The following is a 12,698-nucleotide window of genomic DNA, read 5'->3' on the forward strand; positions in this document are numbered from 1 at the left end:
CGCATACACAACGGCGCTGTCAGCGCTGCCACAACCCCTTTGACTTGATGGTCTTGCGGATGACCTGTTCGCGCTGGGGCAGGTTGTCGCGATCAAACATGTCGCGGATTTTCCGGCCCTTGCCCTGGAAGATCAGCTTCTTCATCGGATCGTAGGTCTTGAGGACTTTTTTGATCTTGTTGGGGGCGCTGACCGTTTCCAGCACGTCGATCACCTGATCCCTTTCGCGTGCATAAAGCAGCGGGAACAGGCGATAATGGCAACTGACCGCACCATCCAGCAATCCACCGGGCAGGGCATCGCGCCCGCCGCCGAACGAATGGATCACAAGCGGCAGCGCCGCCTGGTCCAGCCAGGGGTCCAGAACCTGCCCGGTCAGTTCGGGGATATTCTCGTCACGAATGGCGCGCGCGTATTCAAGATAACGTTCGCCAAACAGTCGCGGGCATTTGTAATAGAAATAACCGGCATTGAAATACAGGAACCGCCGCCAGTATCCCTGCGGCTGGCTTGTATCCAGCGAGCTTTCGAAATCCAGCCCGAACCGGTCATAGAGCGCGCGCCATATCGCCTCGTACCCAGGGCCATAGAGCGTGGGCTTGGGCCAGGTCCCTTCCACCTTCAATGATGCGCCGGGGCGATCGAAATCAAAGGGGATCTCGGACAGCTCGCCCGTGATCAACGTGTCGCTGTCGAAGAAGACAAAGGGCTCACCCTCGGGCAATGCCAGCAACGCCTCGATCTTGTTGCCGTTCGGATAGCTTTCGCCGAAGACATGGTTGTTAAAGGGGACGATCTCGGCTCCCAGATGGTCCAGCGCTTTCAGGACGTCCGGGTTCTGAATGCTTGGGTTGCTGGCCCACAACGGCCCCGCCTGCGGGACAGCGACGATCAGGCGGCCGGAAAACCTGGGCGATGAATGCCGCAAGGAGGCGGCGAACAGCACCGCTTCGTACTGGACGCGGTTGTTTTGCCCGATCACGACGACGTTGAATTCAGGGGGCTTCGCCTGCATTAATGCGCTTTCTGGTTGTGGCCGGGTCGCGGCTCTGCTGCTTTGGGATTACATGATGCGGGATGGGCCGTCAAAACCTGATGCGCGCAATGGTTTGAAATTCGTAATCCAATCGCCATGTAATTTGGTATCAGCCAGACTGGAGGTTCTTCATGCGGGTCAATGCAGATTTCAGCCAACGTGTTGCGGTTCATTTTGACGACACCGAGTGGGTAGCGTCGCCGGCAGCCGGGGTCGAGCGCAAGATGCTGGACCGGATCGGTGACGAGGTCGCGCGCGCCACGACCATTGTTCGCTTTGCGCCCGGCAGCGCATTTGCTGCCCATACCCATGACGGCGGCGAAGAGTATCTGGTTCTCGACGGTGTCTTTCAGGACGAAACCGGGGATTTCCCGGTTGGCAGCTATGTACGCAATCCTCCAACAAGTTCGCACACGCCTTCGGCCAGCGAGGGTGCAACCATTCTGGTCAAGCTGCATCAGTTCGACCCTGACGATCGCACTCAGGTCCATCGCTCGGTCAACGGTTCAGGGAACGTAAAGCTGTTCAGCGACGCGCATGAGGATGTCGAAGTTCAGAATTGGCCCGCAGGCGCGACTCTGCCGTTGGAGGCCGACAAGGGACTCGAGGTTTTTGTGATCGAAGGCGGATTCGCCGAAAACGGCGAGGATTTTGGCCCATGGGACTGGTTGCGCCTGCCGCCGGGGACGCAATCCAGCGCTGTTGCCGGAGAAGGTGGCGCGCGGGTTTGGGTCAAATCCGGCCACCTTGGCGGGATGGTCTAAGCCGTCGCTGGCCCAAATTTCAGGCAAATCTCTGCTAAAACCGGGCTGATCGGCCCGGTTTTTCAATTTTTTGACCATTTGGCAAATTTTACCAATTGATAAAAAATTTGTTTGTGGCAAGCTGGGGTCATAACAAACATATCTACAGGGAGTAGAGTGATGGCACAGGGCCAGATGGCACCCGGCATCGTCGCCGGGCGGCTTTCCAGCGATGAGCTGACCTCGAATTTCACCGATCTGCATCCGCCACTGGCCCCGCACGAGGCTGCCGTGGCCGCTGATCGCTGCTATTTCTGCTATGACGCGCCATGCGTGACGGCCTGTCCAACGGATATCGATATTCCGTTGTTCATTCGGCAGATTCAGGCGGGACTACCGCAATCCGCCGGGCGGACGATTCTGGAACAGAATATTCTGGGCGGCATGTGCGCCCGCGTCTGTCCGACCGAGACACTTTGCGAAGAAGCATGTGTGCGCGAAACAGCCGAGGGCAAACCGGTCGAGATCGGACGTTTGCAGCGTTTTGCCACCGATGACGTGATGGCGTCTGGCGCACATCCATTTGAGCGTGCGCCGACCACCGGCAAGACCGTGGCGGTCGTCGGGGCAGGGCCTGCGGGTCTGGCCTGCGCGCATCGGCTGGCAATGCTGGGCCACGACGTGGTGATCCACGAATCCAAGCCAAAACCCGGCGGTCTGAACGAATACGGGATCGCTGCTTACAAATCGACCAACGACTTTGCCCAGGCCGAGGTGGACTGGTTGTTGAAGATCGGCGGTATCGCAATAGAAACCGGGTCCGCGCTGGGTCAGACGATCTCATTGGATGGGCTGACCGAAAACTACGACGCGGTGTTCCTGTCGATCGGTCTTGCGGGCGTGAATGCGCTGCGCTCTCCGGGTGCGGACAAGGATGGCGTGCGCAATGCGGTCGATTTCATTTCCGACGTACGGCAAGCCGGTGATCTGGCGCATCTGCCGGTCGGACGGAATGTTGTCGTGATCGGCGGCGGCATGACAGCGGTCGACGCGGCGGTGAAATCAAAACTGCTGGGTGCAGAGCACGTGACGATTGCCTACCGCCGCGACCGCGATGCCATGGGCGCCAGTCGGTACGAACAGGACCTTGCGGCTTCGCATGGGGTGCGCATCATGACCAATGTTCAGCCGGTTGCGGTCCACGGAAATGGCGCAACGGCCGAGATTGAGCTGGAATACACCTCCAGCACTGATGGCAGTCTGACGGGCACGGGTGAGATGATCCGCCTGCCTGCTGATCAGGTCCTGAAGGCGATTGGTCAGCAACTGGATGGCGCGCCCGACGGGTTGCAGCTCGACGGCAACAAGATCGCAGTCAGCGGGGCCGGGCGCACATCGTTGCAAGGCGTCTGGGCCGGGGGCGATTGTGCTGCGGGCGGTGACGATCTGACGGTGACTGCGGTTGCCCAAGGGCGCGATGCTGCGATGGACATCCACGCAACACTGGAATCGTGATAGGGTAAGGCACCCAATCCCCATTCCGTTGCCGAGGTATAGCCATGTCTCAGATAGAAGAAGCCGTTACCCGTCATTATACGACCGGAGCCTTGACCGACAGGGTTCGCGACGCGTTGATCGCCAGCGGCGTCGACCCGGATGCGGCGACGGTTGCCGATCTGAAAGCAGGTGATGAGTTCCATACCGGCGGCGTGGCGGCGACCGACAACCTGTTCAACCAGTTGTCTCCGACCCATGCGACCCGTGTACTGGATATCGGATGCGGCATCGGTGGCACATCGCGCTATGTTGCCGATCGCTACGACTCGACCGTCACCGGGGTCGATCTGACGCCTGAATTTGTCGAAACGGCCAAAGCGCTCAGCGACCTTGTGGGCCTGTCCGACAAGGTCGAGTTTCTGGAAGGCAGCGCGCTGGACATGCCCGTACCCGATGCCGGTTTCGATCTTGCGGTCATGCTGCATGTCGGCATGAACATCGAAGACAAGGCGGGCCTGTTCGCCGAGGTGTCGCGCGCACTGGCGACGGGTGGCACCTTTGCCTTGTTTGATGTGATGGGCGGACCGACCGAGGAACCGCTGGCCTTCCCACTGCCCTGGTCGACGCAGCCGGAAACGTCTTTCGTGCATGCGCCTGAGACCTACAGACAGGCCGCCGATGCGGCGGGCTTGACACTGGAAACCGAAAACGACCGCACCGACTTTGCGCTGGAATTCTTTGAAGAGGTGTTCGCCAAAATGGCCGAGGACGGGCCAGCGCCTTTGGGCATTCATCTGATGATGGGCGACACTGCGCCCGAGAAGTTCCAGAACTATGTCGCGAACCTGAAAGCCGGGCGCATTCGCCCGACAGAAATGATATTCAAGAAAACCGGCTGAGCCGGTGAGGAGGACCCAATGGCCGACCTGACAACAGACTTTCTGGGGATTTCCAGCCCGAACCCATACTGGCTAGCCTCGGCACCGCCAACGGACAAGGAATACAACGTGCGTCGCGCGTTCGAGGCCGGATGGGGTGGCGTGGTCTGGAAGACTCTGGGCTCAGAAGGCCCGCCGGTTGTAAACGTCAATGGCCCGCGCTACGGCGCGATTTATGGCGCGGACCGGCGCTTGCTGGGTCTGAACAACATCGAATTGATTACCGACCGGCCGCTTGAGGTGAACCTTGAGGAAATGGCACGGGTCAAGGCGGATTATCCTGACCGCGCCCTGATCGCCTCGATCATGGTGCCGTGTGAAGAAGGGGCCTGGAAAGCCATCCTGCCGCGCGTCGCCGAAACGGGTGCCGACGGAATCGAGCTGAATTTCGGCTGCCCGCACGGGATGAGCGAGCGCGGCATGGGATCCGCCGTAGGGCAGGTGCCGGAATATATCGAGATGGTCACCCGCTGGTGCAAGCAATACTATGACCGCCCGGTGATCGTGAAGCTGACACCGAATATCACCGATATTCGCAAACCAGCGGCTGCGGCCAGAAATGGTGGCGCGGATGCGGTGTCGCTGATCAACACGATCAATTCGATCACCAGCGTTGATCTGGACACGTTCAGCCCCGAACCGTCGATTGACGGCAAAGGCAGCCACGGCGGCTATTGCGGTCCGGCGGTCAAGCCGATTGCCCTGTCGATGGTGTCCGAGATTGCGCGAGCAGAGGCGACCCATGGCATGCCGATCTCAGGTATCGGCGGTGTCACCACATGGCGGGACGCCGCAGAGTTCATGTCGTTGGGATGTGGCAACGTTCAGGTTTGCACAGCGGCGATGACATACGGGTTCAAGATCATTGATGAACTGACCGCTGGCCTGTCCGAGTGGATGGACAAAAAGGGCTATTCCAACGTTTCCGAAATTGTTGGTCGCGCCGTGCCGAATGTCACCGATTGGCAGTATCTGAACCTCAACTACATCGCCAAGGCCAAGATCGATCAGGATCAGTGCATCAAATGCGGACGTTGCTATGCGGCGTGTGAGGATACCAGCCATCAGGCGATCTCGATGTCTTCGGATCGCGTGTTCGAGGTGATGGACGACGAATGCGTCGCCTGCAACCTTTGCGTTGATGTCTGTCCGGTTGAAGGGTGTATCTCGATGGAGCCAATGGCGGCTGGCGAGGTCGATCCGCGCACCGGTAGGACCGTGCAGCCGGATTATGCCAACTGGACCACGCATCCCAACAACCCGATGGCCAAGGCCGCCGAGTAGGGGAAACTGGTATCCCAAAACACTCGGTTCGGCGTTACACTGTTGCTGTCAGACATGATCGAAGGAGACTGTCATGCCAGCCGTACCGCCGGGCCGAAGCAAAGGTGGCAACAAAGTTTCGAAACTGGATCGGGACACGTCGAAAAAGAACGTTGCCTTGTCGAAGGCAAAGCAACGCGAAGCCATGGCTGCCAAGAATTTTGCGCAGCATCAAAAGCAGATCAAGAAAGACCGGGACGCAATCCTCAAGCTGAAAAAGTCTATCGACGGCATGATGGACAAGCTGAAAGAGGATCAGACACTGGATCGCCGCTTCATGGGTCAGGTGATCAAGAAAGTCAAAGCGCTGCAGAACTTCGACAAGTACGTCAAGGCATCGGCGCAACAGCACTCTGCCGGGGTTCAACAACCCAAAATGTACACCGCGATTGTCAAGGACGCGGGAAAAGTGCCCAAGATCAATACGGTCAATACCATCGGCGATTTCACGGTATTTCTGGCAATGGCGATTGTCATACTGAACCGCATATTGGCCATGAAACCGGCCAAATAACGTTCTGGGTCAGGGCGTTAGAAGTTTACGATAAAGTGTGTCGATAAACGGCTCGGCCCCTTCGAACGGATCTTCGTCCCCCAGAATGGCCCGCACCTGGACATCGAAATCCGCGTAATGCTGGGTCAGCGCCCAGATCGAAAAGATCAAATGATGCGGATGCAGGCGGGCGATTTTGCCTTCATCCATCCAGCGCGTCAGAATCTCGGTTTTTTCGTCCACCAGGGCTTTGAGTTCGATGGACAATGCCTCGTGAATACGCGGAGCACCCTGGACCAGTTCGTTGGCAAACAGACGGCTTTCGCGCGGCAATTCGCGGCTCATCTGCAGTTTGCGGTGAATGTAGGACAGGATCTCCTGCATTGGTTCCCCGTTCTCATCCAGATCGTGCAACGGGGCCAGCCAAACCTCGAGCAGACCAGACAATAGCGCCGTGTGGATCGCCTCTTTCGACGGGAAGTAATACAGAAGGTTTGGTTTGCTCAAACCGGCCTCGGTCGCGATCTGATCAACGGTCGAGCCGCGAAATCCGTTGGCAGAGAACACGTTCAGCGCGGCCTCGAGTATGGCCGCGCGGTTTTTCTTTTGGATGCGAGTCGGTGCGCGGTCTTTGGGCATATCTTCCGGTCGTCTCATTTTCCGCCAAACGGGCACCAAATATGCCGAAAATTCCAGCGGCGCCATGCAAATTCTTGACTGATGTCGAACCCGTGATAGCGTGAGTTTGACCAGATGGTCAAATCAAGACACGAATAGCGAGCAAAATTCGCAAGCAACAGGGAAAGACACTATGGCAGCTCCGGCGCAGAATCTCAGGATCAATGGCGACAGGTTGTGGGACAGCCTGATGGAGATGGCCAAGATTGGCCCGGGTGTTGCAGGGGGCAACAATCGTCAGACGCTGACGGACGAAGACGCCGAAGGGCGCGCGCTGTTTCAGAAATGGTGCGAGGATGCTGGCTGTTCGATGGGGCTGGACCAGATGGGCAACATGTTTGCCCGGCGCGAAGGCACTGACCCTGATGCGCTGCCGGTCTATGTCGGCTCGCATCTGGATACGCAACCCACGGGGGGCAAGTATGACGGTGTGTTGGGCGTTCTGGGCGGGTTGGAAATCATCCGAACGCTCAATGACTTGGGCATCAAGACCAAACACCCGATTGTGGCGACCAACTGGACCAACGAAGAGGGGACCCGCTACGCTCCGGCGATGCTGTCTTCGGGTGTGTTTGCCGGGATGCATACGCAGGATTGGGCCTATGACCGCGAGGATGCCGAGGGCAAGAAATTCGGCGACGAATTGAAGCGGATCGGTTGGCAGGGCGACGAAGAGGTAGGTGCCCGCAAGATGCATGCGTTCTTTGAATTGCACATCGAACAGGGGCCGATTCTGGAAGCTGAGGGCAAGGATATCGGCGTTGTCACCCATGGTCAGGGCCTGAGCTGGACCCAAGTTACTGTCACCGGAAAAGACGCGCATACCGGCTCGACCCCGATGCCGATGCGCAAGAACGCCGGGCTGGCGATGGCGCGGATATTGGAGAAAGTTGATGAGATTGCGTGGTCTCATGCCCCCCATGCCGTGGGCGCGGCGGGACATATCGACGTTTATCCCAACTCGCGCAATGTGATCCCTGGAAAGGTCGTATTCACTGTCGATTTCCGCTCGCCGGAATTGGAGGTGATCACCGATATGGAAAACCGGTTACGCGTCGCCGCCGAAGACATCGTCGACGAGATGGGCCTGCAAATCGAATTCGAGAAGGTCGGCGGCTTTGATCCGGTGAAGTTTGACGACGGTTGCGTGGCCGCCGTGCGCGACGCGGCCGAGCGGTTGGGGTATTCGCACACGGATATCATCTCGGGCGCGGGGCATGATGCCTGTTGGATCAACCGGGTGGCTCCGACGGCGATGGTGATGTGCCCGTGCGTGGATGGGCTAAGCCATAACGAGGCCGAAGAGATCAGCAAGGATTGGGCCGCAGCCGGGGCAGATGTGCTGTTCCATGCGGTCGTCGAAACAGCAGAAATCGTGGGATAGGGGGCGCTGCCGCCGTCGCCCATTGGGCGACTCCCCCGGGAAAATTTTGGCCAGATGAAGCAAGCGGCGCAGACCGCATCAGGGAGTTTAACATGAGCACTGTAATCAAGAACGGAACCGTCCTGACGGCGGATTTGACCTACAAGGCGGATGTGAAAGTCGAAGGGGGTGTGATCACCGAAATCGGGCGCGAACTAAAAGGCGATAAGGAGCTGGACGCGACCGGATGTTACGTCATGCCAGGCGGTATCGATCCCCATACGCATCTTGAGATGCCGTTTATGGGGACCTATTCCAGTGACGATTTCGAAAGCGGGACGCGCGCGGCGCTGGCAGGCGGTACCACGATGGTGGTCGATTTTGCGCTGCCAAATCCGGGCGAAAGCCTTTTGGATGCGCTGAAGCGCTGGGACAACAAGTCGACACGTGCGAATTGCGACTATTCGTTCCACATGGCGGTGACATGGTGGGGTGAGCAGGTTTTCAACGACATGAAAACCGTTGTCGAAGAGCGTGGCATCAACACATTCAAGCATTTCCTGGCCTACAAAGGCGCGTTGATGGTGAACGACGATGAGTTGTTCGCATCGTTCACTCGGCTGGCCGAGCTGGGTGGGATCGCCATGGTCCACGCCGAAAACGGGGATGTTGTCGCCGAACTCAGCGCCAAACTGCTGGCCGAAGGCAATACCGGGCCCGAGGCGCATGCCTATTCGCGCCCGCCGCAAGTTGAGGGCGAGGCGACCAACCGCGCCATCATGATCGCCGATATGGCGGGTGTGCCGCTCTATGTCGTGCATACGTCCTGTGAAGAGGCGCATGAGGCCATCCGGCGGGCCAAGATGCAGGGCAAGCGGGTCTGGGGCGAGCCTTTGATTCAGCACCTGACCTTGGATGAAAGCGAATACTTCCACCACGACTGGGACCATGCGGCGCGTCGGGTCATGAGCCCACCTTTCCGGAACAAGCAGCATCAGGACAGCCTCTGGGCAGGTCTGCATTCGGGCACGCTGAGCGTTGTGGCCACCGATCACTGCGCCTTTACGACCGATCAGAAACGCTATGGCGTTGGAGATTTTACCAAAATCCCGAATGGAACGGGCGGGCTTGAGGACCGAATGCCGATGCTGTGGACACATGGCGTAAATACCGGGCGTCTGACGCCTCAGGAATTTGTCGCGGTGACTTCAACAAATATCGCCAAGATATTGAATTGTTATCCGAAAAAGGGTGCAGTCCTTGTGGGCGCGGATGCGGATCTTGTGGTTTGGGATCCAGAGAAATCAAAGACCATCACGGCCGATACGCAGCAATCGTCGATCGACTATAACGTGTTTGAAGGCAAAGAGGTCAAAGGTCTGCCTCGGTTTACCCTGACCCGTGGTCAGATCGCCGTTCACGATGGCGAAATTCGGACACAGGAAGGTCACGGCGAGTTCGTCGCACGTGAGGCGAATAGCCATGTGAACAAGGCGCTGAGCACTTGGAAAGAGCTGACCGCGCCGCAGCCGATCGAACGAACCGGCATCCCGGCTACAGGCGTATGATACATGCGGGCCGCCCATTCGGCGGCCCAAAGTCAAGTGTTTTCAAGGCGATGGAATGACAACTGAAACAACGACCCAGCCCGTTATCGAGGCCAGGCAGCTGGACCTTACTTTCCAGACCAATGACGGGCCCATCCACGCGCTGAAGGATGTGAACCTGACGATCGACAAGGGTGACTTTGTCAGTTTCATCGGCCCCTCGGGGTGCGGCAAGACCACGTTCCTGCGCTGTATTGCGGCTTTGGAGACGCCGACAGGCGGCGCGCTGACCGTCAACGGGATGACCCCGGACGAGGCGCGGCGAAACCGGGCTTACGGCTATGTGTTTCAAGCGGCGGGGCTGTACCCTTGGCGCACCATTGCCAAGAACATCAAACTGCCGCTTGAGATCATGGGATATTCCGCGTCCGAGCAGGATGATCGCGTAAACAAGGTGTTGGAACTTGTTGATCTGAAAGGGTTTGGCGGAAAGTTCCCGTGGCAGCTTTCCGGTGGCATGCAGCAGCGGGCCAGCATTGCGCGCGCGCTTGCATTTGATGCCGACATCCTGCTGATGGACGAACCCTTCGGGGCTTTGGACGAGATCGTGCGGGATCACTTGAACGAACAGCTTCTGGCGCTGTGGGCGCGGACCGGCAAGACCATAGGGTTTGTCACCCACTCGATCCCCGAGGCGGTGTATCTGAGCACCAAGATCGTCGTCATGAGCCCGCGTCCGGGGCGGATAACGGATGTGATCGACAGCCCTCTGCCCAAAGAGCGACCGCTGGATATTCGGGATTCACCAGAATTCATCGAAGTGGCCCATCGCGTGCGCGAAGGGCTGCGCGCCGGGCACGGGGATGAGGTCTGATGCCGAGCGATGTGATCAGAAGGGCGACGCCAGATGATGTCCCGGCCTGCGCACATGTGATTGCCACTTGGATCGCGCAGACGGATTGGATGGTCGATGAATTGCCCGAAGCCGATTTGGCCAGGCTCATCCGCGAGGCCTTCCCCGCGCGCGAAATCTGGGTCGCGGGCGATCCGGTGGATTGCTACATGTCGGTTGATCCCGAGGCGCGAAAGGTTGGTGCCCTCTATTGCTTGCGCACCGGTCAGGGAATGGGTAAGCACCTGTTGGACAAGGCGAAATCAGGACGTGATTTTTTGTGGCTGACGACCCATGAGCCCAATGTGTCTGCCCAGAGATTTTATCGTCGCGAAGGGTTCATTGCGACGGGCACCGAACCGCCGGAACCGCCCGAGACATTGACGATCATTCGGATGGAGTGGCGGGTATGAAGCAGATCATTGCCGTTCTGACCGTCGTGGCCGTGATCGTGTTGTTCTGGTACGTGGCGAGCGTTCCGATGAACATCAAGGGCACTCTGACTGAACTGGAACGCGGCGGGGCTGAAGTGCAGCCGCCGACCGCAAGCGCACGCCGCGATCTGGGAGTGGTCGGGCTGGTCCTGAGCAACAGTTTCGCCATTCCCGCGACATGGGAGCAAAAGAAACCCCGGCTGCCGTCTCCGCATCAGGTGACAATCGAGCTGTGGGAAACCACGATCCTGAAAAAGATCACCTCGAAACGGTCGCTGATCTATCACGGATGGGTCACGCTGAGCGCGACGGTGCTGGGTTTTGTGATCGGCACCGGGCTTGGCATACTGCTGGCGGTCGGGATCGTGCATAGCCGGGTCATGGACCTGTCGGTCATGCCCTGGGCTATTGTCAGTCAGACCATACCCATTATCGCTCTGGCCCCGATGATTATCGTGGTGCTTTATTCTGTCGGCGTGCAGGGGATTATCCCAAAGGCGATCATTTCGGCCTATCTCAGCTTCTTCCCAGTGGTGGTCGGAATGGTCAAAGGGCTGCGCAGCCCCGATGCGATGCAGCTGGACTTGCTGCGAACCTACAATGCCAGCCACGGGCAGGGGTTCTGGAAACTGCGTCTGCCCGCGTCGATGCCTTATCTGTTCGCGTCGCTCAAGATCGGGATTGCGGCGTCTCTGGTCGGGGCGATCGTTGGTGAGCTGCCCACGGGTGCGGTGGCCGGTCTGGGCGCACGTCTGCTGGCGGGCAGCTATTACGGACAGACCGTGCAGATCTGGTCGGCCCTGTTTGCGGCGGCCATTCTGGCGGCCTGTCTGGTCGGGCTGCTTGGCCTGATCGAACGGGTGGTTCTGAAACGAATGGGGATGGCGCAATGATGCTTGTATTCTCAGCCCTGTTGGTTTGGATCCTTGGCTGGTGGCTGAACAGTCGGCTGGCCAGCGGGCCACAGGCCGACAGCCGCTTGGTGCGGTTTCTGGCCCCGCTGATCTTTGGGCTGACGATTGTTCTGGCGTGGGAGTTGATCGTGCGCGGGCTTGAGGTGCCTCTTGTCATCCTGCCCGCACCGTCGGCGATCGCTTTGCGCTTTGGTGACAGCCTGCCAATCCTCTGGGCGGACTTCGTGCAGACGATCCTGAAAGGTGCGCTCAGCGGCTACATCATTGGATGTGGTGCGGCGTTCCTGATGGCCATCGCGGTCGATCGCTGGGATTTCCTGCGATTGGGGCTGTTGCCGGTTGGGAATTTCGTCGCGGCGCTGCCGATCGTCGGAACCGCGCCCATTCTGGTCATGTGGTTCGGGTTCGACTGGCAATCCAAGTCTGCGGTCGTGGTGGTGATGGTTTTCTTTCCGATGCTGGTGAACACCGTTGCGGGCTTGCGCGAGGCCACCGCCATGCAGCGCGACCTGATGGAGACCTATGCCGCAACCTATTGGCAAAGCTTTCTGAAACTACGCCTGCCGGCGGCGATGCCGTTTATCTTCAACGGGTTGAAGATTTCGACGACACTTGCCCTGATCGGCGCTATTGTGGCTGAATTCTTCGGTTCACCCATCGTGGGGATGGGGTTCCGAATCTCGACCAGCGTGGGGCAATTGTCACTGGATATGGTCTGGGCCGAGATCGTGGTCGCCGCCCTTGCTGGAACTGCGTTTTATGGCCTTGTGGCCGGTATCGAAAAGGCGGTGACGTTCTGGCATCCGTCACAACGAGGATAACAAACAAAATTCAACAGAC

General features: G+C 58.7%; 13 protein-coding genes. 11 read left to right on the forward strand and 2 right to left on the reverse strand.

The genetic code is table 11. From position 1 onward, the window contains the following. Positions 1–19: 19 nt before the first annotated feature. Positions 20–1,015, reverse strand: a complete 996-nt coding sequence (locus ACR0JA_RS01400) for a hypothetical protein (RefSeq protein WP_480568915.1) — start codon at positions 1,013–1,015, stop codon at positions 20–22. A 152-nt stretch (positions 1,016–1,167) separates the two neighbouring features. Here ACR0JA_RS01400 and ACR0JA_RS01405 point away from each other — a divergent pair, with 152 nt between their 5' ends. From ACR0JA_RS01405 to ACR0JA_RS01425, 5 genes are all read left to right on the forward strand, one after another. Further along, a complete protein-coding gene (locus ACR0JA_RS01405; RefSeq protein ID WP_480568917.1) occupies positions 1,168–1,800 on the forward strand; it encodes a cupin domain-containing protein in 633 nt (210 codons plus the stop codon). 159 nt (positions 1,801–1,959) lie between these two features. Beyond that, positions 1,960–3,294 (forward strand): NAD(P)-dependent oxidoreductase, encoded by a 1,335-nt coding sequence (locus ACR0JA_RS01410; RefSeq protein WP_480568920.1) that lies wholly within the window; start codon positions 1,960–1,962, stop codon positions 3,292–3,294. 44 nt (positions 3,295–3,338) lie between these two features. After that, entirely contained in the window at positions 3,339–4,175 is an 837-nt protein-coding gene (locus ACR0JA_RS01415) for a class I SAM-dependent methyltransferase (protein WP_480568923.1), read from the forward strand. An 18-nt stretch (positions 4,176–4,193) separates the two neighbouring features. Continuing rightward, positions 4,194–5,498 carry an NAD-dependent dihydropyrimidine dehydrogenase subunit PreA gene (gene preA, locus ACR0JA_RS01420; RefSeq protein ID WP_480568926.1) on the forward strand — a complete coding sequence of 435 codons (1,305 nt, stop codon included), beginning with the start codon at positions 4,194–4,196 and terminating at the stop codon, positions 5,496–5,498. Positions 5,499–5,571: 73 nt separating this feature from the next. Continuing rightward, positions 5,572–6,051, forward strand: a complete 480-nt coding sequence (locus tag ACR0JA_RS01425) for a hypothetical protein (protein ID WP_480568928.1) — start codon at positions 5,572–5,574, stop codon at positions 6,049–6,051. A gap of 9 nt (positions 6,052–6,060) precedes the next feature. On the opposite strand, the gene ACR0JA_RS01430 is transcribed toward ACR0JA_RS01425, so the two are convergent. After that, positions 6,061–6,669: a TetR family transcriptional regulator C-terminal domain-containing protein gene (locus tag ACR0JA_RS01430; protein ID WP_480568931.1), complete on the reverse strand. Its 609-nt coding sequence runs from the start codon at positions 6,667–6,669 to the stop codon at positions 6,061–6,063. A 172-nt stretch (positions 6,670–6,841) separates the two neighbouring features. Here ACR0JA_RS01430 and ACR0JA_RS01435 point away from each other — a divergent pair, with 172 nt between their 5' ends. The 6 genes from ACR0JA_RS01435 (at position 6,842) to ACR0JA_RS01460 (ending at position 12,679) form a co-directional block, all read left to right on the forward strand. Next, positions 6,842–8,092, forward strand: a complete 1,251-nt coding sequence (locus tag ACR0JA_RS01435; RefSeq protein WP_480568934.1) for a Zn-dependent hydrolase — start codon at positions 6,842–6,844, stop codon at positions 8,090–8,092. 92 nt (positions 8,093–8,184) lie between these two features. Further along, positions 8,185–9,639, forward strand: coding sequence for a dihydropyrimidinase (gene hydA, locus ACR0JA_RS01440; RefSeq protein WP_480568936.1), 1,455 nt, complete (start codon positions 8,185–8,187; stop codon positions 9,637–9,639). A 55-nt stretch (positions 9,640–9,694) separates the two neighbouring features. Next, a complete protein-coding gene (locus tag ACR0JA_RS01445) occupies positions 9,695–10,492 on the forward strand; it encodes an ABC transporter ATP-binding protein (protein ID WP_480568938.1) in 798 nt (265 codons plus the stop codon). After that, positions 10,492–10,923 (forward strand): N-acetyltransferase family protein, encoded by a 432-nt coding sequence (locus ACR0JA_RS01450; RefSeq protein ID WP_480568941.1) that lies wholly within the window; start codon positions 10,492–10,494, stop codon positions 10,921–10,923. The genes ACR0JA_RS01445 and ACR0JA_RS01450 overlap by 1 nt, the downstream gene beginning before the upstream one ends. Next, the gene (locus ACR0JA_RS01455) at positions 10,920–11,837 is read left to right on the forward strand and encodes an ABC transporter permease (protein ID WP_480568944.1); all 918 of its coding nucleotides are present in this window, start codon (positions 10,920–10,922) and stop codon (positions 11,835–11,837) included. The genes ACR0JA_RS01450 and ACR0JA_RS01455 overlap by 4 nt, the downstream gene beginning before the upstream one ends. Continuing rightward, the gene (locus tag ACR0JA_RS01460; RefSeq protein WP_480568947.1) at positions 11,834–12,679 is read left to right on the forward strand and encodes an ABC transporter permease; all 846 of its coding nucleotides are present in this window, start codon (positions 11,834–11,836) and stop codon (positions 12,677–12,679) included. The genes ACR0JA_RS01455 and ACR0JA_RS01460 overlap by 4 nt, the downstream gene beginning before the upstream one ends. Positions 12,680–12,698: the final 19 nt, after the last annotated feature.

The organism is Ruegeria sp. AM4, assembly GCF_056540665.1.

Excerpts from the sequence above, each read along its gene's own strand:
- ACR0JA_RS01410 (WP_480568920.1), top strand. The coding sequence starts at position 1,960 with ATGGCACAGGGCCAGATGGCACCCGGCATCGTCGCCGGGCGGCTTTCC.
- ACR0JA_RS01450 (WP_480568941.1), top strand. The coding sequence starts at position 10,492 with ATGCCGAGCGATGTGATCAGAAGGGCGACGCCAGATGATGTCCCGGCC.
- hydA (WP_480568936.1), top strand. The coding sequence starts at position 8,185 with ATGAGCACTGTAATCAAGAACGGAACCGTCCTGACGGCGGATTTGACC.
- ACR0JA_RS01460 (WP_480568947.1), top strand. The coding sequence starts at position 11,834 with ATGATGCTTGTATTCTCAGCCCTGTTGGTTTGGATCCTTGGCTGGTGG.
- preA (WP_480568926.1), top strand. The coding sequence starts at position 4,194 with ATGGCCGACCTGACAACAGACTTTCTGGGGATTTCCAGCCCGAACCCA.
- ACR0JA_RS01435 (WP_480568934.1), top strand. The coding sequence starts at position 6,842 with ATGGCAGCTCCGGCGCAGAATCTCAGGATCAATGGCGACAGGTTGTGG.
- ACR0JA_RS01430 (WP_480568931.1), bottom strand. The coding sequence starts at position 6,669 with ATGCCCAAAGACCGCGCACCGACTCGCATCCAAAAGAAAAACCGCGCG.
- ACR0JA_RS01455 (WP_480568944.1), top strand. The coding sequence starts at position 10,920 with ATGAAGCAGATCATTGCCGTTCTGACCGTCGTGGCCGTGATCGTGTTG.
- ACR0JA_RS01445 (WP_480568938.1), top strand. The coding sequence starts at position 9,695 with ATGACAACTGAAACAACGACCCAGCCCGTTATCGAGGCCAGGCAGCTG.
- ACR0JA_RS01400 (WP_480568915.1), bottom strand. The coding sequence starts at position 1,015 with ATGCAGGCGAAGCCCCCTGAATTCAACGTCGTCGTGATCGGGCAAAAC.
- ACR0JA_RS01415 (WP_480568923.1), top strand. The coding sequence starts at position 3,339 with ATGTCTCAGATAGAAGAAGCCGTTACCCGTCATTATACGACCGGAGCC.
- ACR0JA_RS01405 (WP_480568917.1), top strand. The coding sequence starts at position 1,168 with ATGCGGGTCAATGCAGATTTCAGCCAACGTGTTGCGGTTCATTTTGAC.
- ACR0JA_RS01425 (WP_480568928.1), top strand. The coding sequence starts at position 5,572 with ATGCCAGCCGTACCGCCGGGCCGAAGCAAAGGTGGCAACAAAGTTTCG.